Source organism: Erwinia rhapontici (assembly GCF_020683125.1).
Classification (GTDB): Bacteria; Pseudomonadota; Gammaproteobacteria; order Enterobacterales; family Enterobacteriaceae; genus Erwinia; species Erwinia rhapontici.
Genome location: NZ_CP085627.1, coordinates 4,374,949 through 4,400,744, shown reverse-complemented (window position 1 = coordinate 4,400,744; position 25,796 = coordinate 4,374,949). Strand labels below are relative to the sequence as shown.

Annotated in this window: 33 protein-coding genes; 29 read left to right on the top strand and 4 right to left on the bottom strand. The window is 57.0% G+C overall.

Going from position 1 to position 25,796, the window contains the following annotated elements; translation table 11 throughout:
* The first annotated feature begins 155 nt into the window (after positions 1-155).
* Together LJN55_RS20330 and LJN55_RS20325 are read left to right on the top strand one after the other, a co-directional pair.
* Positions 156-824 carry a carbonic anhydrase gene (locus tag LJN55_RS20330; RefSeq protein ID WP_213202145.1) on the top strand — a complete coding sequence of 223 codons (669 nt, stop codon included), beginning with the start codon at positions 156-158 and terminating at the stop codon, positions 822-824.
* Positions 821-2,299: a SulP family inorganic anion transporter gene (locus tag LJN55_RS20325; protein WP_167863315.1), complete on the top strand. Its 1,479-nt coding sequence runs from the start codon at positions 821-823 to the stop codon at positions 2,297-2,299. Before LJN55_RS20330 ends, LJN55_RS20325 begins: the two co-directional genes overlap by 4 nt.
* A gap of 57 nt (positions 2,300-2,356) precedes the next feature.
* Here LJN55_RS20325 and LJN55_RS20320 read toward each other — a convergent pair whose 3' ends face one another.
* A complete protein-coding gene (locus tag LJN55_RS20320) occupies positions 2,357-2,965 on the bottom strand; it encodes a phage repressor protein CI (protein WP_227535151.1) in 609 nt (202 codons plus the stop codon).
* Positions 2,966-3,432: 467 nt separating this feature from the next.
* Here LJN55_RS20320 and LJN55_RS20315 point away from each other — a divergent pair, with 467 nt between their 5' ends.
* The 26 genes from LJN55_RS20315 (at position 3,433) to pqqF (ending at position 22,294) form a co-directional block, all read left to right on the top strand.
* Positions 3,433-3,621: a hypothetical protein gene (locus LJN55_RS20315; RefSeq protein WP_133842475.1), complete on the top strand. Its 189-nt coding sequence runs from the start codon at positions 3,433-3,435 to the stop codon at positions 3,619-3,621.
* Positions 3,622-3,955: 334 nt separating this feature from the next.
* Entirely contained in the window at positions 3,956-4,159 is a 204-nt protein-coding gene (locus tag LJN55_RS20310) for a tail protein X (protein WP_133842474.1), read from the top strand.
* 3 nt (positions 4,160-4,162) lie between these two features.
* A complete protein-coding gene (locus LJN55_RS20305) occupies positions 4,163-4,390 on the top strand; it encodes a phage holin family protein (protein ID WP_133842473.1) in 228 nt (75 codons plus the stop codon).
* Positions 4,374-4,883 (top strand): lysozyme, encoded by a 510-nt coding sequence (locus LJN55_RS20300; RefSeq protein WP_133842472.1) that lies wholly within the window; start codon positions 4,374-4,376, stop codon positions 4,881-4,883. Before LJN55_RS20305 ends, LJN55_RS20300 begins: the two co-directional genes overlap by 17 nt.
* Positions 4,884-5,156: 273 nt before the next feature.
* Positions 5,157-5,471 carry an Rz1-like lysis system protein LysC gene (gene lysC / locus LJN55_RS20295; RefSeq protein ID WP_133842471.1) on the top strand — a complete coding sequence of 105 codons (315 nt, stop codon included), beginning with the start codon at positions 5,157-5,159 and terminating at the stop codon, positions 5,469-5,471.
* Positions 5,404-5,862: a phage tail protein gene (locus tag LJN55_RS20290; RefSeq protein ID WP_227536420.1), complete on the top strand. Its 459-nt coding sequence runs from the start codon at positions 5,404-5,406 to the stop codon at positions 5,860-5,862. The genes lysC and LJN55_RS20290 overlap by 68 nt, the downstream gene beginning before the upstream one ends.
* A 19-nt stretch (positions 5,863-5,881) precedes the next feature.
* Entirely contained in the window at positions 5,882-6,472 is a 591-nt protein-coding gene (locus tag LJN55_RS20285; RefSeq protein WP_227535150.1) for a phage baseplate assembly protein V, read from the top strand.
* Entirely contained in the window at positions 6,469-6,816 is a 348-nt protein-coding gene (locus tag LJN55_RS20280; protein ID WP_133842469.1) for a GPW/gp25 family protein, read from the top strand. The genes LJN55_RS20285 and LJN55_RS20280 overlap by 4 nt, the downstream gene beginning before the upstream one ends.
* Before the next feature lie 2 nt (positions 6,817-6,818).
* Complete coding sequence (locus LJN55_RS20275) at positions 6,819-7,727, top strand: baseplate assembly protein (RefSeq protein WP_227535149.1); 909 nt, start codon at positions 6,819-6,821, stop codon at positions 7,725-7,727.
* Positions 7,720-8,247, top strand: coding sequence for a phage tail protein I (locus LJN55_RS20270; protein ID WP_167863320.1), 528 nt, complete (start codon positions 7,720-7,722; stop codon positions 8,245-8,247). Before LJN55_RS20275 ends, LJN55_RS20270 begins: the two co-directional genes overlap by 8 nt.
* 10 nt (positions 8,248-8,257) lie before the next feature.
* Positions 8,258-9,286, top strand: a complete 1,029-nt coding sequence (locus LJN55_RS20265) for a phage tail protein (protein WP_227535148.1) — start codon at positions 8,258-8,260, stop codon at positions 9,284-9,286.
* A 240-nt stretch (positions 9,287-9,526) separates the two neighbouring features.
* Complete coding sequence (locus LJN55_RS20260) at positions 9,527-10,696, top strand: phage tail sheath protein (protein WP_159336832.1); 1,170 nt, start codon at positions 9,527-9,529, stop codon at positions 10,694-10,696.
* A 12-nt stretch (positions 10,697-10,708) separates the two neighbouring features.
* Positions 10,709-11,218, top strand: coding sequence for a phage major tail tube protein (locus LJN55_RS20255; RefSeq protein ID WP_133842461.1), 510 nt, complete (start codon positions 10,709-10,711; stop codon positions 11,216-11,218).
* A gap of 168 nt (positions 11,219-11,386) precedes the next feature.
* Positions 11,387-11,683: a phage tail assembly protein gene (locus LJN55_RS20250; protein WP_133842460.1), complete on the top strand. Its 297-nt coding sequence runs from the start codon at positions 11,387-11,389 to the stop codon at positions 11,681-11,683.
* A gap of 14 nt (positions 11,684-11,697) precedes the next feature.
* On the top strand, positions 11,698-11,820 hold the full coding sequence (locus tag LJN55_RS20245) for a GpE family phage tail protein (RefSeq protein WP_197931249.1): 123 nt from the start codon (positions 11,698-11,700) through the stop codon (positions 11,818-11,820).
* A gap of 2 nt (positions 11,821-11,822) precedes the next feature.
* The gene (locus LJN55_RS20240; protein ID WP_227535147.1) at positions 11,823-13,310 is read left to right on the top strand and encodes a phage tail tape measure protein; all 1,488 of its coding nucleotides are present in this window, start codon (positions 11,823-11,825) and stop codon (positions 13,308-13,310) included.
* 3 nt (positions 13,311-13,313) lie between these two features.
* Entirely contained in the window at positions 13,314-13,787 is a 474-nt protein-coding gene (locus tag LJN55_RS20235; RefSeq protein WP_167863324.1) for a phage tail protein, read from the top strand.
* Positions 13,784-14,923 carry a contractile injection system protein, VgrG/Pvc8 family gene (locus LJN55_RS20230; protein WP_227535146.1) on the top strand — a complete coding sequence of 380 codons (1,140 nt, stop codon included), beginning with the start codon at positions 13,784-13,786 and terminating at the stop codon, positions 14,921-14,923. The genes LJN55_RS20235 and LJN55_RS20230 overlap by 4 nt, the downstream gene beginning before the upstream one ends.
* 75 nt (positions 14,924-14,998) lie before the next feature.
* Positions 14,999-15,217, top strand: a complete 219-nt coding sequence (locus tag LJN55_RS20225; protein WP_133842455.1) for an ogr/Delta-like zinc finger family protein — start codon at positions 14,999-15,001, stop codon at positions 15,215-15,217.
* Between the two features lie 99 nt (positions 15,218-15,316).
* The gene (locus LJN55_RS20220) at positions 15,317-16,351 is read left to right on the top strand and encodes a dipeptidase (RefSeq protein ID WP_227535145.1); all 1,035 of its coding nucleotides are present in this window, start codon (positions 15,317-15,319) and stop codon (positions 16,349-16,351) included.
* A 180-nt stretch (positions 16,352-16,531) separates the two neighbouring features.
* Positions 16,532-16,603, top strand: coding sequence for a pyrroloquinoline quinone precursor peptide PqqA (gene pqqA, locus LJN55_RS20215; protein WP_072166356.1), 72 nt, complete (start codon positions 16,532-16,534; stop codon positions 16,601-16,603).
* A gap of 232 nt (positions 16,604-16,835) precedes the next feature.
* Complete coding sequence (gene pqqB / locus LJN55_RS20210; RefSeq protein WP_200641782.1) at positions 16,836-17,747, top strand: pyrroloquinoline quinone biosynthesis protein PqqB; 912 nt, start codon at positions 16,836-16,838, stop codon at positions 17,745-17,747.
* Positions 17,744-18,499, top strand: a complete 756-nt coding sequence (pqqC, locus tag LJN55_RS20205) for a pyrroloquinoline-quinone synthase PqqC (protein WP_227535144.1) — start codon at positions 17,744-17,746, stop codon at positions 18,497-18,499. The genes pqqB and pqqC overlap by 4 nt, the downstream gene beginning before the upstream one ends.
* 20 nt (positions 18,500-18,519) lie before the next feature.
* Positions 18,520-18,777 carry a pyrroloquinoline quinone biosynthesis peptide chaperone PqqD gene (gene pqqD, locus LJN55_RS20200; protein ID WP_238337039.1) on the top strand — a complete coding sequence of 86 codons (258 nt, stop codon included), beginning with the start codon at positions 18,520-18,522 and terminating at the stop codon, positions 18,775-18,777.
* Positions 18,764-19,912 (top strand): pyrroloquinoline quinone biosynthesis protein PqqE, encoded by a 1,149-nt coding sequence (gene pqqE / locus LJN55_RS20195; RefSeq protein ID WP_159336838.1) that lies wholly within the window; start codon positions 18,764-18,766, stop codon positions 19,910-19,912. The genes pqqD and pqqE overlap by 14 nt, the downstream gene beginning before the upstream one ends.
* Before the next feature lie 3 nt (positions 19,913-19,915).
* Positions 19,916-22,294, top strand: a complete 2,379-nt coding sequence (pqqF, locus tag LJN55_RS20190) for a pyrroloquinoline quinone biosynthesis protein PqqF (protein WP_227535143.1) — start codon at positions 19,916-19,918, stop codon at positions 22,292-22,294.
* 53 nt (positions 22,295-22,347) lie between these two features.
* Here the strand turns inward: pqqF and LJN55_RS20185 are convergent, their stop codons facing one another.
* The 3 genes from LJN55_RS20185 to LJN55_RS20175 all read right to left on the bottom strand — a co-directional run bounded on the left by LJN55_RS20185 (position 22,348) and on the right by LJN55_RS20175 (position 24,604).
* Positions 22,348-22,713 carry a hypothetical protein gene (locus LJN55_RS20185; protein WP_227535142.1) on the bottom strand — a complete coding sequence of 122 codons (366 nt, stop codon included), beginning with the start codon at positions 22,711-22,713 and terminating at the stop codon, positions 22,348-22,350.
* A gap of 181 nt (positions 22,714-22,894) precedes the next feature.
* Positions 22,895-23,479: a TetR/AcrR family transcriptional regulator gene (locus tag LJN55_RS20180; RefSeq protein ID WP_227535141.1), complete on the bottom strand. Its 585-nt coding sequence runs from the start codon at positions 23,477-23,479 to the stop codon at positions 22,895-22,897.
* An 84-nt stretch (positions 23,480-23,563) separates the two neighbouring features.
* Positions 23,564-24,604 (bottom strand): aldo/keto reductase, encoded by a 1,041-nt coding sequence (locus tag LJN55_RS20175; RefSeq protein WP_227535140.1) that lies wholly within the window; start codon positions 24,602-24,604, stop codon positions 23,564-23,566.
* Positions 24,605-24,782: 178 nt separating this feature from the next.
* Between LJN55_RS20175 and LJN55_RS20170 the strand changes: the two genes are divergently transcribed.
* Entirely contained in the window at positions 24,783-25,784 is a 1,002-nt protein-coding gene (locus LJN55_RS20170) for an NADP-dependent oxidoreductase (protein ID WP_227535139.1), read from the top strand.
* Positions 25,785-25,796 lie beyond the last annotated feature (12 nt).

The following is a 25,796-nucleotide window of genomic DNA, read 5'->3' as shown; positions in this document are numbered from 1 at the left end:
TTTTTTATTATCAATGATTTCATTCATCAATAAGTTTATCTTATTTTATTTCCATGCCTGTTTAACTCAATTTAATAAAGCACATTTAATTAACATTACATTTCGGTTATTTATTATCACTTAAGATTAATCTTAATCACTTCCGGTTAACTAAGATGTTAGAACTTATTTCACATTTTCCCCGGAAGAGAGATTCTATTTTGACGACCCTCAAACCCCTGTTAGCTAAAAACCGCAGTTGGGCTTTACAGCGACGCCAACGTGATCCGCACTATTTCCGGCAAAATGTGGACGGGCAGCAGCCTCACTCTTTGTGGATCGGCTGCTCTGACAGTCGTGTACCGGCGGAGGTGCTGACCGGCGCCCACCCGGGCGAGCTTTTCGTCCATCGCAACATTGCCAATATGGTGGTCAGCAATGACGACAACTTTATGAGCGTATTGCAGTATGCGATTGAATATCTGAAGGTTTCACACATTGTTCTCTGTGGTCATTACGGCTGCGGCGGCGTGCAGGCGGCGCTGACGCTGCCGGATATTCCGCTGGGGGATGAAAACTCAGCGCTGGCGCGGCGCATCACTCAGCTGCGCCACGGCATCGCCTCCGAACTTGCGCCGCTGAGTACAGAAGAACTGCCGGGGGATCATCTGAACCGGCTGGTGGAAGCCAATGTTCTGACACAGTTCAGCCAGTTAGTGAAAACCGCCCCGGTGCTGAAAGCCTGGCGTGACGGCGTGGCGCTGGATGTGTTCGGCTGTGTGTACGATCTGCACAGCGGGCATTTGAAGGAACTAATCCAGCAGGCAGAAGAGGGCAGCGTATGAATCTGAATACCTTACGTCAGGATATTCCAGCGGGGCTGGTGGTCTTCCTCGTGGCGCTACCGCTGTGCCTCGGGATTGCTCAGGCCAGCGGATTGCCACCCTTCGTCGGGCTGCTGACGGGCGTCATCGGTGGCCTGGTGGTCACCACCTTCAGCCCGTCGAAATTTGCGGTCAGTGGCCCTGCGGCGGGCCTGGTGACCATTGTGACGGGGGCTATCGAGACCCTGGGATCGTTCTCCGCACTGCTGATGGCATTGATGATCGCTGGCGTATTGCAGTTTTTGCTGGGCGCATTGCGTGCCGGGCGTTTTATCTCGCTGGTGCCGGGAAGCGTGATCAAAGGGATGCTGGCCGCGATTGGTATCCTGCTGATTATTCAGCAAATACCGGTGGCGCTGGGTGCTGCGGGTGAAGAGGGCTGGTCATCACTGCTGCATGAGGGGGCAATCAATGTGTCACTTCCTGCGGTAGCGGTAGCATTTGCCGGGCTACTGGTGCTCGGGCTGTGGACCACGCCTGCTATCAAGCGGAATCGTTGGCTGGGATGGATGCCCGGCCCGCTGGTGGCGGTGCTGCTCGGCTGTCTGGCGACGGTGCTTGGAGGGCGTTTTTTCCCGGATATCGCCAGCCATCTGCCGCGCATCTCGCTGCCCGCTTTTGACAGTATTGCCACGTTAACCGGGGAGCTGGAGCGGCCGGACTGGCTGGCGTGGCAGAACCCGGCGGTCTATATCGTTGCCGCCACGTTGGCGATTGTCGCCAGCCTGGAAACCCTGCTTAGTCAGGAAGCGCTGAAGAAACTGCGTACGCAAACCCCGGCCCCCTCTCCTGATAAGGAGATGCGCGCTCAGGGTATCGGTAACCTGCTGTCCGGCTTTATGGGGGGGCTGCCGATCACTGCCGTTATCGTGCGCAGTTCGGTCAACGTCAGCGCGGGCGCTCGCAGTAAACTTTCCATATTGATTCACGGTGTGCTGCTGCTGGTGTGCGGCTTGTGGTTCAGCGGATTGCTGAATGCGATCCCGCTGGCGAGCCTTGCGGCGGTGCTGCTGTATACAGGCTATAAGCTGGCTACGCCGGGGCTGTTTGTGTCACAAATCCGCCAGGGAGCGCCGCAGTGGGTGCCGTTTATGGCGACCATCGGCGGTATTCTGATTTTCGGAATGCTGGCGGGGATTGGCATTGGTCTGGCGACGCAGATCCTGTTCAGCATCTATAAAAGCCATCGTAATGCGATGTTGCTGACGCGCTATGACGATCATTATGTGCTGCGTTTTCAGCAGAACCTGACCTTTATGCATAATCCGCGCCTCAAAGGCCTGCTGGCGCAGATCCCGGAGAACAGCGTGGTGATTGTGGACCACGATAATGCCGAATACATCGATCCTGATGTGGAAGCGATATTACAGGACTTCGGCGAGGGGGCGAAAAAACGGGGGATCCAGCTGAATCAGTGGCCGGTGAAACTGGCGTAATCCGCGTCACTTAGCTGACAAGGCCACAGGGGGTGGCCTTTTTTGCGGCTGGCCTGCTTACAACGGGGTGCAGGCAATCACGATACGGGCCAGCGGGACCAGCTCATTCAGGGCGCATTCAAACTGCTGCTGACCGCTAGCAACGCGCACGCGTCCGGGAGGAATACGCGTCAGGCTGCGAATACTCACCTGGCCTTCCAGCGACACCAGCCAGTCACCATCCAGGACCTCACTGAATGCCTGCTCAGCAATAAACTGCTGGTTGCCTTCAACAATCACCAGCGGCTGTTCAATGGCGCTGGGCCAGGCCTCAAAGAACGCCGCGTCGACGGCAATGCTGGTGAGCGTTGTCAGCTTTCCGGCGTCCAGGCGTTGACGGGCAAGCGTCTGGGTATTTCCGTTTTGCGAGGGCGGCGTGCGGTTTTCTGCCGGGCCTGGCTGCTCACCCTCTCCGGTTGCCAGCCACTGCAATGAGGCCTGCGTATCGGCCATGCAGCGGATGACGATATCTGAGGGGAAATAACCGCGCGAATAGCGATTCGCCAGGCTGCTGCTGGCAATCCCTAAATGCTCAGCCAGCGCCAGTTTCGTGGTAAAGCCGTAGGCCTGGAGCACGCGATCCAGCACCTCTTTTGCACCGCTTTGAAAATCGATTTTTAGGCTCACGCTCAAACTCCTGGTTTATTTCATTTTTTGGGGAGTGTGCAATTTGAATTGTAGCTTTATGGGCACATCAGGACGGCGAGCACATCAATTATAAAAGATTTTGCCCGATGATGGGTGTTTTTACAACCTGTAAACCCGCTGTCTTTGTCAGTACGGCTCTCACATTCATCTTTAGTGAATAGGCGAGTTCATCCGGGAGTGAACAGCCCGTTCGCCCCCGTATAACGTGAGCAACGCTAATTTATTTCACCCGTATGAATCTCATTTTCATACGCTGAAACCCCCATGGCGGGCGTTCAGGCCTGAAATAAACACGGCAGGCGATGGTATGTTTCTTCTTTAGAGCAATATTAATAATTTGATAATTATCATGGTGATAAAGATTGTCTGCGGTACAAGCAAAAAACTTTTCTTATTGTTAAGCGCTATGATACTGTATGTATGTACAGTGATACGGAGGGGGAGTTGTGGACAAAGAATTAGCTGAACGCGTCATTCTGGAACGCGTAGAACTGATAGCAAGATTAACCTCTGAAGGCACCTGCCGGGAGCGTGACCGCGAGATAGCACTGCATTTGATTGCCGATATTGCCCGTGGCGTCGAGCTCAAAAACACGCAGTTTTCGGTCGTCTTTTCTCCACCGCCTGAGTGCTAACGCCTTCCTGACAGCCTGGCGGGTACACATTGTTCCCCGCGGGTGCAGGCCCTCGCGTACCCGGAACGGATCCCACCCCCTCTGCGCGATGTTCTGCTGATGCCCCCGTTTGGGGGTTTTTTTTGCCTTTTTTTTGCCGTTCAGAGGCGACTCATCTCATCTGTCTGATGCCCTTGCGTTGTCACACCCTCCCTACAACAGCCCCGGATTGAGCCGCGATCGTCGAAAACGCACACTGATTGTGCTTACCCGGCAGAGTGAGATTGCGGTGAGGTGACCGTTCCCACGCTTTGCCGTTTCTATTATCGCAATACCCGTTACGGGGGAGTGAAACATGAAAATTTATGCCCTGCAGGACGACAGCGTCGATGAGATCTGTTTTCGCCACTATGGCCGTACGCGGCAGGTCGTGGAACAGGTTTACGCTGCCAACCCCGGGCTGGCTGAACGGGGGGCACTGCTGCCTCATGGCTATCCGGTAGAACTTCCAACGCTTTCACTGTCAGCCACGCATGAAACGCTGAATCTGTGGAGCTGACTGATGGAAAAAAACAGCTCCCTGATTGGGTACCTGGTCAGCGCGATCATGATGTGGTCAGGGCGCCACACGGTGCAGGACATCGCTTTTATGGTGGGCGCGCTGGTGGCGGTCATCACGCTGGGCATCAACATCGCGAATTTCTTTATCAACTGGCATTACCGCCGTAAGGCCTGGCGGCTGATGCAACAGCGGCAAACGGGCAGGAATGTGGATGAATTCAACAGCTAAGAAGTGTGCGGTGCTGGTGGTGATGGCACTGGCGATCTCACTGCCTTCCTTTTCCACGCTAACCATCTCCAGCGAAGGATTGCTGCTGCTGGCCAACGCCGAAGGTTGCCGTACCTCGCCGTATCAGTGCAGCGCCGGCGTCTGGACTAACGGGATTGGACATACCCGGGGCGTTATACCGACCACGGAGGTGAATGAACGGCAGATCGCGGTAAATCTGATTGATGACGTACAGCGAGTGGAAAGCGGTATTGCACGCTGTATGCCCGTTGCCATGCCGCAGGGGGTGTATGACGCCACGGTCTCTTTCGCGTTTAACGTCGGAGTGGGTGCCGTTTGCCGCTCGACTTACGCCCGGCTGATCAATCAACAACAGTGGGCGGCGGCCTGCGATCAACTGATGCGCTGGGTCTATGTGAAGGGGGTGCGCAATAAGGGGATTGAGACGCGGCGAACGGCAGAGCGCGCCCTGTGCCTGAAGGGGGCGCAATGAATCGCCTGTGGATTGTTTTGCTCCTGCTACTGATGGGGATGCTGGGCGGCGCAGCCCTTTATATGGCGCACCTGCACAGCGAGCAGATTGCGCTGCAACGGACGAATGCGCAGCTCACCACAGGAATGATCCAACGCGATGAGGTGATCACACAGCTACAGGGCGAGATCGCCCGCCAGGCCGAGGCAGAACGCACGCTGCGTCAGTCACTCCTGAGCGCACGCGATCTCACAATGAAACAACAACTTAACGATCAAAGGATCATACGCAGCAATGAAGCACTTCAACGCTGGAGCGATGCTGCTTTGCCTGACGGCATTATCCGGTTGCAGCAGCACCCCGCTTTCGCCACCCCCAACGATTATCTGGCGTGGTTGTCCGATCGTCAGCAGCTGTTCGATCCCGGCCAGTCAGCCGGAAACACAGGGGGATCTGCTGAACACGATCCGCCAGCTGGAGCAGGCACTGCTGACGTGCGGCCTGCAAGTCGAAACCCTTAAACAGTGTCAGGAGCAACATGATGTTAAAGCCCAACCAGCTACGCGAGGCGTTACTGGCCCGCGTACCGCAACTCAAGGATCACCCTGAACGGCTGACAATCGCGCTGGAACAGGGCGTAGTGGCCTGCACGCCCGCCGCCTCACTGAGTTTTGAATATCAGTACCCGTTACGCATCACCCTCAGCGAGTCCGGTGGTGACATCGACCCTCTGGTGGTAGCCCTGCTGCTGTGGCTGCGGGAGAACCAGCCTGACCTGATGACCACCCCTGCGAGGCGCGAGAACGGCATGGTGTTCAGCAGCACTACCAACGGCGATTTCACCGTGGTGACCCTGCTGACCGAGCGGGTGCTGGTCAGCGAAGACGACGGGGCGCTGCACGTCACGCACGTCCCGGAACCGCTGCCGCCGGAAGCCGTTTCCCGCCCCTGGAAACTTTATATCAACCAACAACTGGTCAGTGAATGGCCCGCTATCTGAGATGACGGAGGAGAGCGTTATGAATGAATTTGTCAGTGAAACCCGGCGCCAGCTGCACAACCTGCTGCGCATTGGCACCGTCAGCGAGGTGGATACCGTCCGGGCACGCTGTCGGGTGCAAAGTGAAGGCAACCTCACCGCCTGGCTGCCCTGGTTAAGCGGGAGTGCAGGGCAGGTCCGCAGTTGGCATGCCCCCTCTCCAGGGGAGCAGGTACTTCTGCTCGCTCTGGGGGGAGAGCTGAACACCGCCTTTGTGCTGGCGGGCATTTTTTCGGATGCCTTTCCGGCCCCTTCGGCCTCACAGAATGCGGTGCACTGGACGTTTCCCGATGGCGCGCAACTGGCCTATGAACCGGAAAGCGGGGCACTGACGGCCAGTGGCATTCAGTCTGCGCGTATCACGGCGGCGGTCAGCATCACCCTTGATGCGCCGCTGGTGGAGTGCACGCAGCAGCTGAAAGCCGCGACGTTTGAACTGACCGGGGGAGGCACCCTGAAGGGCAATATCAGCCACAGCGGGGGCAGCCTGTCGTCTAACGGCATTGTCGTTCACAGTCACGTCCACGCGGGTGTGGAAAGTGGCGGCAGCAAAACAGCGGGGCCGCAATGAGTACAGAAAACTATCTCGGTATGCAACGTGACAGCGGTCTGGCCCTGACGGATCGGGATCATATCCGTCAGTCGGTACGCGACATTTTGCTCACGCCTCAGGGCAGCAGGGTGATGCGCCGCAACTATGGATCGTTGTTGTCGATGTTGATCGACCAGCCACAAAACGAGGCACTGCGCCTGCAAATTATGTCGGCCTGCTATGTGGCGTTATTGCAGTGGGAGCCGCGCATTGCGCTGGACAGCATCAGCTACCAGCCCGGATTCGACGGCAGCATGGTGGTGGCGCTGCAGGGCAGCCTCAGCCAGTCCCCTTTTTCTCTTTCCATTCCAGTGAGTGAATGATTATGGCCACGATTGATTTAAGTCAGCTACCTGCGCCGAACGTTGTTGAGGCGCTCGATTTTGAAACGTTGTTGCAGGCGCGCAAGGCCGCGCTGGTGGCGCTATATCCGGCCGACCAGCAGGCGGCGATAACCCGGACCCTTGAGCTTGAGTCAGAGCCCATCGTCAAGCTGTTGCAGGAGAACACCTACCGCGAGCTGATCCTGCGACAGCGCATCAATGAAGCCGCCAAAGCCACGATGGTGGCCTGGGCTACCGGAGGCGATCTCGATCAGCTGGGAATGAACAACGGCGTGACCCGCCTGGTGCTGACCCCGGCTGACAGCAGCACGCTGCCGCCGACCGCTGCGGTGATGGAAAAGGATGAGGACTTCCGTTTGCGCATTGCTCAGGCTTTTGAAGGGTTGAGCGTGGCGGGGCCGGCGGGGGCTTATGAATACCATGCCCGCAGTGCCGATGGACGTATTGCTGACGTCAGCGCCACCAGCCCGGCTCCGGCGGAAGTGCTGATCACCGTGCTGTCACGTGAAGGGCGTGGGGAGGCCAGTGCCGCGCTGCTGTCCGCGGTCAATATTGCTCTTAACGATGAAAATGTGCGCCCGGTGGCCGATCGCGTCAGCGTGCAGTCCGCCAACATCGTTGAGTACAGCGTTGATGCCACGCTGTTCCTCTACCCCGGCCCGGAGGCCGAGCCGATCCGCGCCGCAGCGGAAGCACGGCTTGCCGCCTTTGTCACCGCACAAAGCCGGCTGGGACGTGATATCCGCCGCTCAGCCCTGTTCGCCGCCCTGCATGTGGAAGGGGTGCAGCGCGTGGAACTGGCCCAGCCCGCGCAGGATGTGGTGCTGGATAAAACTCAGGCGGGCTGGTGCACCGGGCGTGCGATCAGCGTGGGAGGTTCCGATGAGTGATCGTCTGCTGCCTGTCGGGTCGTCTGCGCTGGAAGTCGCGGCCGCAGAAGCCTGCGCCAGCCTCCAGCAGCTGCCGGTGCCGCTGCGCACGTTGTGGAATCCGCAAACCTGCCCGGTCGCGCTGTTGCCCTACCTGGCCTGGGCCTGGTCAGTTGATCGCTGGGATCAAACCTGGCCGGAGGAGACGAAGCGCGCGGTGGTTGCCTCCTCGCAGTTCGTTCACCGCCGTAAAGGCACTATTGCTGCGATCCGACGCGTGGTGGAACCGCTGGGGTATGTGATCAATGTGCATGAATGGTGGCAAACCAGTGAGCCACCTGGCACGTTTCGCCTGGATATCGGCGTGCTGGATTCCGGCATTGATGAAGCCATGTTTAACGAGATGGAACGACTGATCGCAGATGCAAAAGCAGTCAGCCGTCACTTAACCGCCCTGACGATCACCCAGGATATTCAGGGCATCGTCTGGACAGGCGCCGTTCAGTATGACGCTGAAACGGTCACTATTTTTCCCGCTTGAGAGGTTTTAAATGGCTGTAAAATATAAGTCTGTCGTAACAACGGCAGGGCAGGCACGCATCGCCGCTGCGATGCAGGGCGGTACTCAGGTTGATATCAAAACCATGGTCGTGGGGGACGGCAACGGCCAGCCCACCACACCGAGCTCCAGCCAGACGACTCTGGTCCATGAGGTATATCGCAAGGCGGTTAACTCGGTCAAAGTCGATAAGACGCACAAAAACTGGCTGGTGACGGAGGTGATCATCCCTGCCAGCGCAGGTGGTTTCTGGATGCGTGAGCTGGGGCTGTTGGCGGGAGACGGTACGCTGCTGGCGGTGTGTAATATGGCAGAAACCTATAAGCCTGCGCTGGAAGAGGGATCTGGCCGTACGCAAACCCTGCGCATGGTGATCGCCGTTAGCGGGAGCGAGGCGATAGCGCTGACGCTGGATGACAGCCTGGTGTTCGCGACAGAAGAGTATGTGAATCAGCAGGTTGCTGCACGAAATGTTGTTGATGAGATTTATCCTGTCGGCATCGTCACCTGGTTTGCGCATAATAAAAACCCGAACACCCTGTTCCCCAATACGACCTGGAACTCTATCGGTGAGAATAAAACTATCCGGTTAGCGAAAGCGGACGGCAGTGATGTGATGACAATCGGGGGTAAGGATATTTATCAGATTGAAAAGAATCATTTACCGTCACTTTCATTGGGCTTATCCGGCAGAACGTCATCAAACGGGGGGCATACTCATACACGCGGCACAATGAATATTACGGGGAATATTGAAGCAAATCAGCTAACTAAAGTTGGTGGTGGGAGGGCTACAGGGGCATTTAGCTCTTACAGATCAGGATTGGATGGCGTTGCAAGTATGTCGAGTAATTCTGATGGCTTTAATTTTGATGCATCTAAATCATGGACAGGAAATACGTCAAATAGTGGTGTTCATGATCACACATTTTCGGGTAATACAGAAATTATGGGTTCGGGACTAGAGTTTAATGTTACTAACAGTTTTATTAAACTGATGGGCTGGTATCGCAGCGCGTAATCTCTTACCTAAAACGTGTTATTTCAATACGGCTCCCCTGCTGGCAACTCAGGGGAGCCTTTTTATTGGTTCCATGCGTGTAAAAGCAGATCTTTATTTATTTTCTTATCCATATAAATTTCTGTTTTTAAATGACTTTTAAATTCCACGTTGTCCCTTACTCCCCACAACGCCCATCGCATGCCTGCATATTAAATTCTTGTCATCATGACCTCACCCCAACAACGGAGTGCAATAAAGATGGCTAATTATCACCACGGCGTCCGCGTCGTAGAAGTGAATGACGGAACCCGCAGTATCTCAACGGTTTCCACTTCCATTGTCGGCATGATCTGTACCGCAGAAGATGCCGATGCCACCACCTTCCCGCTGAATACCGCGGTGTTGATCACCGATGTACTGGCCGCCGTGGGCAAAGCCGGTACCAAAGGTACGCTGGCACAGTCGCTGCGTGCCATTGCTGACCAGAGCAAACCGGTCACCGTGGTCGTTCGTGTCGCGGAAGGTCAAGACGCTGCCGAAACCACCAGCAATATCATCGGCGGCAGCGATGCCAACGGCCGCTATACCGGTATGAAAGCCCTGCTCAGTGCGCAGACCGATCTCGGCGTTAAGCCGCGCATCCTCGGTGTACCGGGCCATGACTCTCTTGAAGTGTCTACCGCACTGGCAGCGGTCTGCCAGCAGCTGCGCGCCTTCGGCTATATCTCGGCGTATGGCTGCAAAACCATTACCGAGGCAATCGCTTACCGCGAGAACTTCAGCCAGCGTGAGCTGATGGTGATCTGGCCGGACTTTGTGGCCTGGAACACCACGACCAGCGCGGCAGATACCGCTTATGCCACCGCACGTGCGCTGGGCCTGCGCGCCAAAATCGACAACGACACCGGCTGGCATAAAACCCTGTCCAACGTTGGCGTTAACGGCGTAACGGGCGTCTCCGCCTCGGTATTCTGGGACCTGCAACAGGAAGGGACCGATGCCGATCTGCTGAACGAAGCCTGCGTCACCACGCTGATCCGCAAAGACGGTTTCCGCTTCTGGGGCAACCGCACCTGTAGCGATGACCCGCTGTTTGCCTTTGAAAACTACACCCGCTCGGCGCAGGTGATTGCTGACACGATGGCCGATGCGCACATGTGGGCCAACGATAAACCGCTGTCACCGACGCTGGTGCGCGACATTATCGCCGGCATCAATGCCAAATTCCGCGAGCTGATCAACGCTGGCTATCTGCTGGGCGCCAACTGCTGGTACGACGAAAGCGCCAACACTCAGGAAACCCTGAAGGCGGGCAAACTGTTTATCGACTACGACTACACCCCGGTGCCGCCGCTGGAAGATATGACGCTGCGCCAGCGCATTACTGACAGCTATCTGGCGAACTTTGCCGCTTCCGTCAACAGCTAAGGAGACACTCTTATGGCACTGCCAAAAAAACTGAAATACCTGAATTTGTTTAACGATGCCAACAGCTACCAGGGCGTTGTGACCTCGCTGACGCTGCCAAAACTGGCACGCAAACTCGACCCTTATCGCGGCGGCGGTATGAACGGCGTGGCGCACATTGATAACGGTCTGGAAGACGATGCGCTGGATCTGGAATGGACCATTGCCGGGCTGGATGACCGCATTCTCAGCCAGTGGGGGGGAGCAACGGTGCCGCTGCGTTTTATGGGCTCTTATCAGCGTGACGACACCGATGAGACGGTGGCGGTTGAAGTAGAGCTGCGCGGTAAGCACCAGCAGTTCGACTTCGGTGAGAGCAAGCAGGGTGAAGAGAGTGAAACCAAAATCACCACCAAATGCACTTACTACAAGCTGACCTGGAACGGTAAGGCGCTGATCGAAATTGACACCATCAACATGGTTGAGATCGTGAACGGCGTCGATCGTCTGGCGCAGCACCGTCAGAACATCGGTCTGGCGTAATCCGCAGGGGTCGGGCATGCCCGACCCGCATTGGCCAACCCACAGGGGTCGGGCATACCCGCTCCACATTGGTTAACCCGCAGGGGGTGGGCCTGCCCGCCCCACATCGGCAATTCGTAGGGGTTGGGCATGCCCGACCCGCATTCTCTCTAAACGTAAGGAAAGTCCATGCAACAGCAAGACAACCTGGTCACCCTGGTGACCCCCATTGCCCGTGGTGAAACCCTGATTACCAGCGTAGAGGTGACCAAACCCAACGCCGGTGCACTGCGCGGAACCCGGCTGGTGGATCTGGCCGGATCGGACGTTGAGGCACTGATCACCGTGCTGCCACGCATCACCCTGCCGAACCTGACCAAATCAGAATGCCTGAATCTGGACCCGGTCGATCTGATCGAACTCGGTGGCCGGGTGATCGGTTTTTTATCCGCGAAGCCGGACACGTCCGCTGGCCCGACGACCTGACGGTGGATGATCTGATGGCCGACATTGCGACCGTTTTTCACTGGCCGCCATCAGAAATGAACCCCATGTCGCTGGCGGAACTGATCGACTGGCGGCATAAGGCGATCGTGCGCAGCGGCATGCAGAGTGGAGAATAGCGATGAGTATTAACCTTGGTCTGGACGGCCTGCGCAAAGCGGTGATCCGGTCGAATTTGTTCCTCAATGATCTGCCGGGGGAGACCAAATCCCTCGGTAATGCGATGTTTCAGCAGCGTATCGCCCTGAAGGCGGCCACGTTAAGTGATGAGGTCAACCAGCGCCATCGTAAAGAGGGGCTGAAGCTGAGTGAGGAGCGGTTGCAGCAGATCGCCCGTCAGCGGACAGACGAACGGCGTCAGCAGGCCAGCGAGCGGCGGCAGACGCTAAGTAAGGGTATGGATAATGTCGGCCAGCGCTATCAGGCCGGGCAGGCGGTCGTGGACAAAGTCAGCAGCGTCAGCAGCCGGGCAATGGGCGTTGCCTCCTTTGGTGCAAAGCTGCTGAAACCGGGCTATGAACAGGCGACTGCCGGTACTGCACCGGTGAGTGCAGCGTCAGGAGCCGCTGTAGTACCGCAGGCTGATAACCTGGCAGGGGACATCGGTCAGCTCAATGCAGCCATTGACGGCATCAGCCTGACGGTGTTCACCCAACTGGACGGTACGCTGCGTTCCCTGACGCAGACCGCCACCGGGCTGTTAACCGGCGTTGATCAATGGATCCAGGACAACCCTACGCTGGCAGGCGGGATCACCCAACTGGTGGCGGGGGGCGGGCTGCTGATTGCCGCACTCGGCGGGATCGGTTCCGTGGTGGTGCCGGTACTCAGTGGCCTGAATCTGTTGATGGCGGGTGCCGGGATTCTAAGTAGCGTGTTTACTTTTGCTGGCGGGGCGATTGTTGCGGCGCTGGGGGCGATCACGTTGCCCATAGGGATTGTGATTGCTGCTATCGTCGGCGCTGCTGCGTTGATTTACCAGTACTGGGAGCCGCTCAGCGCGTTCTTTGGCGGGGTGGTTGAAGGGATCAGTGCTGTGCTGACGCCACTATTCGAGGCATTTAAACCGTTAACGGTCATTTTTGATGAGGCAGGTAAGCAGATTGACAGTGCTTTTGACAGTATAAAGGCGTTTTTCTCACCGATTGAAATGACGGCGCAGAAGCTGGAGCAGTTGGGGAATCTTGGGCGTTTTGTCGGTGAGGCTCTGGTAAATGGATTGAGTTTACCCCTGACGATTTTACGTACGCTCGGTGGGAAAGTCAGCTGGCTGCTGGAAAAACTCGGAGTCATCGATAAAAAATCGTCCGATGCCAAAATCTCGCTGAATGACGATCCGTCAGCACAACGTCCCTCGGTCGCCTTGGGGGGCGCAGACTTTGCTGCGCCGGATACTCCCGCGCCTGTCGCCTTTGGCGGTGCCCGCTATCAACCCGTCACTGCGGGCAGCGCCAGCAACAGCCAGCAGAACACCTTTAACAGCAGCTATGTGATCAACGTTCCTACAAGCATGGGGGAAGCGGAGGTTCGCACGATGATCGACAACCATCAGCAGCAAACGCAGGCGCGTGCCGCTATCAACCAACGCAGCAGCTTCTGGGGGCAATAAACCATGATGATGATACTCGGCATGTTTATTTTTAAACGTCGCACTTTGCCATTTCAGACGATGACGCAGGAAAGTGCGTATCGTTGGGCAGCGGGCAGCCGTATTGGTACTCGCCCGGCACAACAGTTTCTCGGTGTCGGCGATGAAAACATCACGTTGCAGGGCGAGTTACGCCCGGAAATCACCGGGGGAGCTCCTGCGTTGGCGGCGCTGATGGATATAGCAGAAGCGGGGCAGGCATGGCCTTTACTCAATGGTGAAGGATTTCTTTATGGCATGTTTGTCATTGAAAATATCAACGGTGTGCATGCTGACTTACTGGAAAACGGCACGGCCCGGAAGATCAATTTTACGCTAAAACTGAAACGAGTCGATGAATCGAGAAGTGCCATGTTTGGTGATCTCAAACAGCAGGCGGAGCGAATTTACGGCAATGTGAGTTCCCAGGTCTCAACCCTGGCAGGGAGCATCTTATGAATAACAGTTTACCGGTGGATATCGGTGCGCCGTTGGCACCTGATTATCTGATCCTACTGAATAATCTGGATATTACTGAGAACCTGCGGCCACGCCTGCTGAGTATGACCATTGATGATGCTCGCGGTTTAGAAGCTGACGCGCTGACGCTGTTACTGGATGACAGTGATGGCAGGATCATGATGCCGCAGCGTGGCGCTATCCTGCGGGTGTATATCGGCTGGCAGGGCAGGCCACTGTTCTGCAAAGGGGATTTTGTTATTGAAGAGTTGCATCACAGCGGTGCTCCCGATCAGTTGAAGCTGGTCGGGCGCAGCGCCAATCTGAGTGATTCGTTAATGGAAAAGGGAAACCATTCATACGATAAGACCACGCTGGGGGCCATGGTATTGCAGATTGCGAAACGCAATGAACTTGGGGCAGAAGTGGCTGATGAACTGGCCTCAATTGAGATTGATCATGAAGATCAGAGTGGTCTTACCGATGCGCAATTTCTGACCACGATGGCGACAAAATATGGTGCAACGGTCACGATCAAGAAGGACAAAGTGTTGATGCTGGTACGGGGGGCGAACAAAACCGTCAGCGGGCAGGCGATCCCACAACTTCTGCTCACACGTAAAGACGGTGATAAGCATGATTATCAGGTGGTATCACAGATGCATTTTAGTGGCGTTAAGGCCAAATGGATGCAGCTCGATAAAGCCAGCAGTGGCACGGTGAGAGTGTTCCGAGTCATTCCTGAAAACCAACCCGATCGTTTTCCCGGCGCGGCCAGGCAGGACATCCCGCAGCCGCTTTATGAACGTTATGCTCTGATACCTGGGGTATTTAAAACCCAGGAAGAGGCGATGGAAGCCGCGAAGGCTGACTGGAAGAAACGCCAGGCGATGACCGCCAGCATGAGTTTTGTGATTGCTCAAGGAATGCCGGTGTTGATACCGGAAACACCGATACGGTTGAGCGGGTTCAAAACGATGATTGATGCCCAACAGTGGACAGTAATCAAAGTGAATCATGTGATTGATAATAATGGATTTCGTACAACGGTGAACCTGGAAAAATCGGTGGGTGGTGAAACCTGGGACATTGACGTTAAACCGCGTAAAGTCACAGGAAGTGAAAAAACCACTTGATGATTCACTTAAAGTGAATATAATTAGTTTTATTCACAATGTGTGAGTTTAACTGATGACCATTGGAGGTCAACCATGATGCCATGCCCGATTTGCCAACATAACAGCCATGCCCGTTCCAGCCGTATTCTCAGCAGCGAAACCAAGGAGCGTTATCATCAGTGCCAGAACCTGAACTGTAGTTGTACCTTCAAGTCGATGGAGAGTATCACCGGGATTGTTGCCCGCCCGCTGGAGGCTACGCCGCCGCCTGTGGCGCCGGTGAAAACCCGCACCAGCCGTCTTGGAAGTTAACCGCCAGCGGCGGGTTCGCGCCCGCCCTGGTTTTGCATTCCCCTGTTCCGCCTAATCTGCGCTATCATCATCTGTCTTCCTGACATCGCTGGCGCCCCCATGACACACACTTCTCCGACTCCCATCTTTGACGGCCATAACGATCTACTGCTGCACCTGTGGCTGCATCATCCTGAAAACCCGGTTGCGGCGTTTCTGCATCGGCGTCTGAGCGGGCATCTCGACCTGGCGCGGATGCGTGAGGGCGGTTTTGCGGGTGGGCTGTTTGCCGTCTTTGTGCCCCCCGCTGACTACGTGGCGAAATTTCCCACGCGCCAGGCGGAGGTGCATGATCCGCTGGCGATCACCGAACAGCAGATGGCGATTTTGCAGCAGCTGGAAGCACAGTCGGCAGGCCAGGCAAAAATCTGCCGCAGCGTCAGCGAGATTGAACACTGTATCGCCAGCGGCGTGCTGGCGATGGTGATGCATATTGAAGGGGCGGAAGCGCTGGATGATGACTTAAGCCAGTTGGATCGCTGGCAGCAGGCCGGATTGCGCAGCATCGGGCCGTTCTGGAATCTGCCTAACCGTTTTGGCGTGGGCATTAACGGCAGCTTCCCTGGCTCGCCGGATACCGGAGCAGGGCTGACTGACGCCGGAGAGCGGTTGATCCGGGCCTGCAACCAGCGTGGGCTGATGATCGATCTGTCGCATATGAACGAAAAAGCCTTCTGGCAAACGGCGCGGCTGAGTACAGCACCGCTGGTCGCCAGCCATTCCAACGTGCACGCCTTATGCCCTCAGCCACGTAATCTGACGGATGCGCAGCTGGTCGCGATTGCCGACAGCGACGGACTGGTCGGGCTGAATTTCGGTACCTCTTTTCTGCGCAGCGATGGCAAACGTGACGGCGATATGCCGCTCAGCGTCATGGTGCAGCATCTGGATTACCTGCTGGAGAAACTGGGGGAGGACCGTGTCGCCTTTGGTTCTGATTTTGACGGTATCAACCTGGCCGATGATCTGGGTGACGTCACCGGGCTGCCCCGTCTGCTGGCCGCACTACGTCAGGCGGGCTATGACGATGCGCTGCTGAACAAGCTGTGTCGCGCTAACTGGCTGCGGGTATTGCGAAAAACCTGGAAAGAATAACGCCTGATTTTTGAACCAAATAGTTCAAAACAGCATAAACCGTGCAGATTTTAGGGTTGATATCGATTTATCATAGGCGCAACATCTGTGCCGCCAAATTCCTGTAATTTGACAACATGCCGATTACTCTACGAAACTGGAGTATATCGCCTGTTTTTTAAACACCTTGAGGATATTACTATGTGGACTAAACCGACCTTTATCGATATGCGTCTGGGCTTAGAAGTAACTCTGTACATCTCCAACCGCTAATTCGCCGTCATACTTCAAGCTGCAACTGCGTTGGCTGCGTGTGCTCACCCCGGTCACTTACCTGAGTAAGCTCCCGGGATTCTCACACTTGCCGCCTTGCTGCAACTCGAATTATTTAGGCTAATGCCTGGTCATCATACCTTGAGCTGCAACTGTAACTCGAACGATTCAGGCAAGTAATGTGGATGCCTGCGCTGTAGCAGGCATTTTTATTCCTTCTTCCGGTTTACCCATGAAAATCAAAGTCCTCGGCTCTGCGGCAGGCGGCGGTTTCCCGCAGTGGAACTGTCATTGTCCCAACTGCCAGGGTGTCCGTGACGGTAGCGTTCCGGCCACCGCACGTACCCAATCCTCGATTGCGGTCAGTGATAACGGCACCGACTGGGTGCTGTGTAATGCCTCGCCTGATATCTGCCACCAGATTGCGGCCAACCCTGAGCTGCATAAACAGGGCGTATTGCGCGGTACGGCGATCGGCTCGATTATCCTTACCGACAGCCAGATCGATCACTGCACCGGCTTGCTGAACCTGCGTGAAGGCTGCCCGCATTCCGTGTGGTGTACCCCGGAAGTGCATGCGGATCTGACCAGTGGCTTCCCGATCTTTACCATGCTGAAGCACTGGAACGGTGGATTAGTGCATCACGCCATCCAGCCCGCGGAACCCTTTTCCGTGGCCGTCTGCCCGGCACTGCGTTTTACCGCGATCCCGATCCTCAGCAATGCGCCGCCGTATTCGCCGTATCGCGGGCGACCGCTGCCCGGCCACAATATTGCGCTGATGATTGAAAACACCACCACTGGCAGCAAACTGCTGTATGCGCCAGGCCTGGGTGAACCGGATGCTGCGCTGCTGGCGTTGATGGCGCAGGCCGACTGCCTGCTGATCGACGGCACGCTGTGGCAGGACAACGAGCTGGCTACCACCGGCGTCGGGCGTAATACCGGCCGTGATATGGGCCATCTGGCGCTGGGCGAAGAGCAGGGGCTGATGGCGGTACTCAGCGAGCTGCCTGCGAAGCGTAAAATCCTGATCCATATTAACAACACCAACCCGATCCTTGATGAGTCCTCCGCTGAGCGCCAGGCGCTGACCCGGCGTGGCATTGAGGTCAGTTATGACGGCATGAGTATTGACCTATGACCAATCCGACGTTGATGACCCCGGAACAGTTTGAACAGGCGCTGCGCGATCGCGGTGCTTATTACCATATCCACCACCCGTTCCATATCGCCATGCATAACGGCGAAGCAACGCGTGAGCAGATCCAGGGCTGGGTAGCGAACCGCTTTTACTACCAGACCAGCATTCCGCTGAAAGATGCGGCGATTATGGCGAACTGCCCGGACCCGCTAACCCGGCGTAAATGGGTACAGCGCATCCTTGACCATGATGGTCAGGGTGACAGCGATGGCGGTATCGAAGCCTGGCTGCGCTTGGGTGAGGCGGTCGGTCTTGATCGCGAGGTGCTGCTGTCTGAACAAATGGTGTTGCCGGGCGTGCGCTTTGCCGTTGATGCCTATGTGAGTTTCGCCCGCCGCGCCGTTTGGCAGGAAGCCGCCTGTAGCTCACTGACCGAACTCTTTGCCCCACAGATCCACCAGTCGCGCCTGGATAGCTGGCCGCAGCACTACACCTGGATTGAAGAAGAGGGTTACGGTTATTTCCGTGGTCGTCTCAGCCAGGCACGCCGCGACGTGGAGCATGGTCTGCAACTGGCGCTGGAATACTGCGACACGGTAGAAAAACAGCAACGTATGCTGGAAATCCTGCAGTTCAAACTCGATATTCTGTGGAGCATGCTGGACGCCATGACCATGGCTTACGCCCTTAACCGCCCGCCGTACCATACCGTCACGGATCAGCCGGTCTGGCACAAAGGAAAACTGCTGTGATCAATGAACAAACTACCCCGATGTTTCGTCGCGGTTACCGCCTGCAGTGGGAAGAAGTGCAGGGCTGCCATGTGATCCTCTACCCGGAAGGCATGGCAAAACTGAACGACAGCGCCACGATGATCCTCGAGCTGGTGGATGGGCAACGTACGCTGGCAGAGATTATCCAGGCGCTGAACACCCGTTTCCCGGAAGCGGGCGGCGTGGATGATGATGTGAAAGATTTCTTCGCCGCCGCGCGTGAACAGAAGTGGATTATTTTCCGTGAACCCGCTTAATCCTGCTGTAAAACCGCCGCTGTGGCTGCTGGCCGAGCTGACCTATCGCTGCCCGTTGCAGTGCCCGTACTGCTCTAACCCGCTGGACTTTGCGCAGCAGGAAAAAGAGCTGACCACCGCGCAGTGGATCGAGGTGTTTAAACAGGCGCGGGCGATGGGTGCCGTGCAGATCGGCTTCTCCGGCGGGGAACCGCTGGTGCGTAAAGATCTGCCCGAGTTGATCAAAGCCGCCCGCGATCTGGGTTTTTACACCAACCTGATCACCTCCGGGATCGGCTTGACGCAGAAGAAGATCGATGCCTTTGCCGAAGCCGGGCTGGATCATATTCAGATCAGCTTCCAGGCCAGCGATGAAGTGCTGAATGCGGCGCTGGCCGGATCGAAGAAAGCCTTCCAGCAGAAGCTGGAGATGGCGCGCGCGGTGAAAGCGCACGGCTATCCGATGGTGCTGAACTTTGTGTTGCATCGCCACAATATTGACCAGATCGACCGGATTATCGAACTCTGCATTGAGCTGGAAGCGGACGACGTTGAGCTGGCGACCTGCCAGTTTTACGGCTGGGCGCAGCTCAACCGTGAAGGGTTGCTGCCCACGCGTGATCAGATTGAGCGGGCGGAAGCCGTGGTGCACCGCTATCGCGAGAAAATGGCCGCCAGCGATAACCTCGCCAACCTGCTGTTTGTCACGCCTGATTATTACGAAGAACGCCCGAAAGGCTGCATGGGCGGCTGGGGAGCGATCTTCCTCAGCGTGACGCCGGAAGGGATGGCGCTGCCGTGCCACAGTGCGCGTCAGCTGCCGGTGCAGTTCCCGTCGGTGCTGGAGCAGAGCTTACAGGACATCTGGTTTAACTCGTTTGGCTTCAACCGCTATCGCGGCTTTGACTGGATGCCGGAGCCTTGCCGCTCCTGCTCGGAAAAAGAGAAGGATTTCGGCGGCTGCCGCTGCCAGGCGTTTATGCTGACTGGCGATGCGGATAATGCCGACCCGGTGTGCAGCAAATCAGAGCATCACCATATGATCCTGGAAGCGCGTGAACAGGCCAACTGCACCAATATTCAGGTCAGCCAGCTGCAGTTCCGCAACCGCGCTAACTCTGAGCGGGTGAATGCTCAGCTGATCTTCAAGGTCTGACGCATGCAGCATCAACAGCGGCGCTTGCACAACGGTTTACGGGTTGAGTTGATCTCAGACCCGCAGGCCACGCGTGCCGCCGCGTTGATGCAGGTGGATGTGGGAAGCCATCATGAGCCGGATGCCTGGCCGGGGCTGGCGCATCTGCTTGAGCACCTGCTGTTTGCAGGCAGCCAGGGGTTTCAGGATGATCAACGACTGATGGCCTGGCTGCCCGCCAGGGGAGGACGGCTGAACGCCACCACCCTCGGCAGCAGCACCGCCTATTTTTTCGAGTGCGCCCCTGAACAACTGCCAGAAACGCTGCCCCGTCTGACGGATATGCTGGCGGCGCCGCTGTTGTCTGCCACCGCCATCCGCCAGGAAGTGGCAACCATTGATGCCGAGTGCCGCCTGCTGGCGGATCATCAGGACACCTTGTGTGACGCGGCGCTGAGTGCCGCCTTTGCTGCCCATCCGTGGCAGCGCTTCCAGACGGGCAATGCGGCGGTTTTTGGTAACGACACAACCGAGTTGCGTGCGGCGCTGCAACAGTTCCATCAGCGCTATTACCATGCGGATACGGTGACGCTGTGGCTGCAGGGGCCGCCGCCGATCGAGGTGCTATGGCAACTGGCCCAACAGGTCGCCGACGCTTTCCCGGTGGGCGCGGTGCTCCCCCCCGCGCTGCCTGCATTAGCGGCTGCTGCTGAGTGTGATATCGCCCTGCAACTGAACGGTGCACCGCGCCTGCGTCTCTCCTTTTTGCTGAATCAACGGATCGACGGCGGGCTGGCGTTGCTGCGCCAGCTGCTGCTGGACGAAGCGGCGGGCAGCCTGATGGCCTCGCTGCGCGAGCAGGAACTGTGCGACGGTGCCCGCTTGTTGTTACCGTATCGCAGCGCACAGCAGACGGTGATCACCCTTGAACTGGTACTGGTGGAAGCCGGGGATGCCGACCGGGCTGAAGCGCGCGTACATCACTGGCTGGCACAGCTGGCTCGACTGACGACAACGCAGCGTGCTCATTACGCGCAGCTGGCCAGCCGCCACTTCGTGCAGTTACCCGTGATGGATCAGTTGCGTGAAAGTGCCTTTGGGTTTGCTCCGGCCGGGGATGATGAGGGCGCAATACTGTTCTCACTGCTGTCTGCCGCGCCATTATTACGGCTGTGGATTGCTGACAGCCCCCCGTTGGATCAGCTCGACGTGCAGGGCTGGACGCTGGCCTGCCAGCCGGGCGTGCGGGCACCGGTTCAGCCTGATACATCAGGTGAGGCGTTCGTGTTCTTCCCGCAACCCCTGCCGCCTGCCATCCCCACGTTGCCTGCGCGTCAGGCAACACTGGCCCATCATCGCCGCGATGAATCGCCCGCTGTGCTGCTGCTCAGCCCTGAAAACAACCTGCCAGCGCCCTGGGGGCAGATCGTGCAGGCCCGTCTGCGTGCGCTGGCGGCGAGCTGCGCTCATCGCGGGGGCGAACTGGCGATCGGTTGCCCGCAGGGACACTGGCTGATCCAGTTACAGGGGGAGGCGGCGCTGATGGTCAGCACGCTGGCATCGCTAAATGCGCTGCTGGCGGATATCCCGCCTGGGGTGATCGCACGCGGTGAGCGTGAGTCTCTGCGCCAGCGTCAGGCGCTGCACGATGATATTGCCGTGCGGGCATTACTCGGTGCACTGCCGGAAACGTTGCAGGCGCTGCACAATCCCGCAGGCGGCCAGACGCCGCTCAACCTCCCCTGGCGTGCAGTACTGGATGGCGGCGACCACGAGCTGCACCGGCAACTCGCCTGCCTGCTGAGTGCCTTTCCGGCTGCCATTAACCCGGCGGTACGTGCGCTGCCTGATGCTTTACCCCCACAGCCTGAATACCAGGTGGCGACACGCAGCCCGGAGGCCGCACTGCTGCGCTTCTGCCCGCTGGTGGAGGAGAGTACCGCGTGCCTGGCCGCCTGGCAGCTGCTGGCGATGATTTATCAGCCGCTGTTTTTCCAGCGCCTGCGTGTGGAACAGAACATTGGCTATGTGGTGAGCTGTCGTTTTTATCAGGCGGCGGGGCGTTCGGGCATCCTGTTTGCGCTGCAATCCCCGCATCTCACGACGGCGGAGCTGGTGGCACGCATTGACCACTTCTTAGTGCAGATGAATACCGAGCTGGCGGCGCTCAGCCCGCAGGCGCTGTGGGAAACATGCCAGATAGTGCTGAAGGAACAGCAGCAGGTGCCAACCGGGGCGCTGGAGGCCAGCCGCTATCGCTGGCTGCGGGCACAGCAGATGATTCCTCAGCCTGATATCAATGACCTGCGGGCGCTGACGCCTGACAGCGTATTGGCGTTCCATCAGCGCCTGCTGGCCGACGGGCGGCACGCCTTCTATCTGGTTAACCAACGGCTATCCTGATGGAAAAGGCTTCATGCAAAACGGGCCACCTGCTGGCAGCCCGCTCATTATCGTTACCAGGTCAGTTTTTCACCGCTGGCTTTCAGGTTCTGCTGGTACATCATATTGAGGGTGCTGTAATTACACATATCAATCGGTCCGTGCCAGTAATCCGCAATCACCTTATCTAACACCGGGCGATTTTCTGCCTTTGTCAGTGTCTTAAAAGCACTCAGGTTCTGTTTTTCCATCATGCGTAGGGTGGTTGGCTGGCACATATCAACAGGACCTTCACAGTACTCTTTCTTCACTTTGCCCTGAATGTATTCGATAACGGTTTTTTGCTGCGCGGCGGAACCATCGAAATCCAGAGGATTAACGAACGCGGCGTGAGTGGTAAACGTGGCCGCAAGCAGGGCAAGGCCCAGAATCTTTTTCATTTAAATCTTCCATGTCATTAAATTATTAGCTGTGCGGCGGAATTTTAACATCAAAATGAGTGCCGATCACTGACCGGGAGAGGGGGGGGGCTCTCTCAGATTTTTACCTATGGCTATCGATGAGGTCGATGTGGCCGTCAGCGTTGGCTGAGGTTTTTTTGAACCCCCAGACGCGCAGAGGCTATTCCTTCTCTGCCAGCAACGCTGTTTTAGCGGCCGTCAGGAATTCATCGGACAGGCTGTCCCCGGACGTGGCGCGTGCCAGCGTCAGTGCGCCGATAAGCAGGGAAAACTGCATCAGCGCATGCTGACGGCGCTGCGCGTCATCTTCCACATCCGAAAGCGACTCCAGCATTCCCAGCATTCCTTTCACGCCGTCGAGATAGACATCACGCACCGGTTTATCCGCGCTTTCCCTGGCGACATCACTGGCTAATGCCGTAATGGCACAGCCATCCTGTACGCCATCCCGATGAGCGGGAGAAAGATAATGTTCGGCCAGTGTGCGCAACGTGTGATGGCTCGGCTGCTGATTGATCGCCTGCCAGCGCGCCGCAGAGTCGTCAAAGGCCTTGCGGCTGGCGATGGCGGCCAGCTCATCTTTTGACTCAAAGTGGCCGTAAAAACCGCCGTGCGTTAACCCGGCTGCGGCCATCAAATCATTGACGCTGACGCCGTTTAATCCCCGCTCACGGAAGAGCTGCGAAGAGGCGTTGATAATCTCCTCGCGGTGACGCTCCATCTGCTGTTTCGATACACGGGCCATCGTCTTCTCCTTCTTTTTGAGGGCATCATCTTAGGGGATGCGTCTCGCACCATCAATAGATGATGCCCTTCATCAATACTTCATTCAGGCCCGCGGCCAGGCTTTGACAAACTCGCCGCCGCCCTGGGCTCTCGGCAGAGTGCTGGCAATCTGGTCATGTGGTGTGCCTGCTGAAATGGCGCTGACAGCATCCAGCCGGGCGATCTGATCTTTCTCTAACCTCACATCCAGCGCCTGCAACGTATCGTTTAACTGTGCCAGATTACGGGAACCAAGGATGGGGATCAGACTGGTTGTGGAATGTGCGGCTTTGTCTTGCAGCCAGGCGATGGCCACCTGAAGCGGCAGGATATTCAGCTCCCCGGCGACGGCAAAAACGGTATCCAGCAGCGTGGTGTCCTGCTCGGTATGCACCAGCCGCCCGCCGAATCCGGTGAGGCGTCCTTCGTTACTTTGACGGTATTTTCCTGTGAGCAGGCCGCCGCCAAGGGGTGACCAGAGTGTCGCTGCCAGCCCAAGTGCTTCAGCCATTGGCAGCAGCTCTCGCTCGGCGGTGCGCTGCACCAGGCTGTATTCCACCTGAATGCCGACAATGCGCGACCAGCCGCGCAGTTCCGCGATTGTGTCTGCCCTGGCAATACGCCAGGCGGGGAAATTAGACAATCCGGCGTACTGGATCTTGCCTGCGCGCACCAGATCGTCGAAGGCACGCACGATCTCCTCAAGTGGCGTTAGCTGGTCGTCAAAATGTGCCCACAGCAGATCAATACGATCGGTGTTCAGTCGCTTAAGGCTGTTTTCGACCGACTGGATCATATTTTTACGACTGTTGCCGGTACGCGAGATCCCCGGTTCTGGTGAGGCGCTTAAGCTGTATTTTGTGGCGACAACGAAGCGGTCGCGCTCTGCGGCGATAAACTCCCCGACTATCTCCTCAGACTGCCCAAACTGGTAAGCGTCTGCGGTATCAATAAAGTTTCCACCGGCTTCGACGTAGCGGTCAAAGACCTGTTTTGCTTCTTCTCTCTCCGAACCATAACCCCAGCCAGTGCCGAAGTTTCCGGTGCCCAGTGCCAGTGCAGAAACGCGTAAACCGCTGTTACGACCAAACGTGGTGTAGTTCATGCTATTGCCCTTGTGGGTTTTAAATGTTGTTTGACATTTATTATATATGTCATACATCATCTAAAAACACAATGATGATAATCGTCATCTATAAATTCCACAGAAGAGAGCAACGATGAACACGATCCCTGCCGTTCTGATCACCGTTGCCCCCTGCGACATCGAGGTCTGAACAGTGATGAAAGCCTTTATTATTGAGGGTTACAGCAGCAAAAACATCGGGCGCCTCACTGAGAGACCTGAACCCGAACTGCGGGCGGATGACGTGCTGATCCGGGTGCAGGCAACCAGCGTGAATCTGCTGGATGCCAAAATTCGTAAAGGCGAGTTCAGGTTGATTCTGCCGTATAAACTGCCGTTGATTCTGGGTAACGACGTGGCGGGCGTGGTGGTGAGTGTCGGGCCTGAGGTGACCCGATTTCGCTCTGGCGATCCTGTTTATGCGCGGCCTGCCCAGCAGCGAATTGGCACCTTCGCGCAGTACATTGCGGTTAACGAGAACGACCTGGCGTTAATACCTGACAATCTCAGTCGGGAAGAAGCGGCTTCGCTTCCGCTGGTCAGCCTGACGGCCTGGCAGGTGCTGGTGGAGACCGCAAAACTGAAAAAAGGGCAGAAGGTGTTGATTCATGCCGGTTCCGGCGGCGTGGGCACCATTGCCATCCAGCTTGCCAAACATCTTGGCGCTTTCGTTGCCACCACCACCAGCACAGCCAATGTGGCATGGGTGAAAGCGCTGGGGGCTGATGTGGTTATCGACTATAAAACGCAGGATTTTTCCACCCTTCTGCATGACTATGATGTGGTGCTGAACAGCCTGGGCAGTGATGTGCTGGCAAAATCGCTGCAGGTGCTGAAACCCGGCGGCCAGCTGATCTCCATCTCCGGCCCGCCAACCCCGGCATTTGCCACGGAACAGGGGCTCTCCTGGGGGCTGAAGCAGGTGATGCGCCTGCTGAGTTACCGCATCCGGAGGCAGGCTAAACGGCGCGGCATACGCTATTCGTTTGTCTTTATGCGCGCCAGCGGGGCGCAGCTCAGTGAGATTAGCGCACTGGTGGAGGCCGGGGTGATTAAGCCAGTGGTGGACCGGGTATTTCCCTTTGCCGGGATCAAAGACGCGCTGGCCTATATTGAGACCGGGCGAGCGAAAGGGAAGGTGGTGGTGCGGGTGGAGTAGCTACCTGGATTT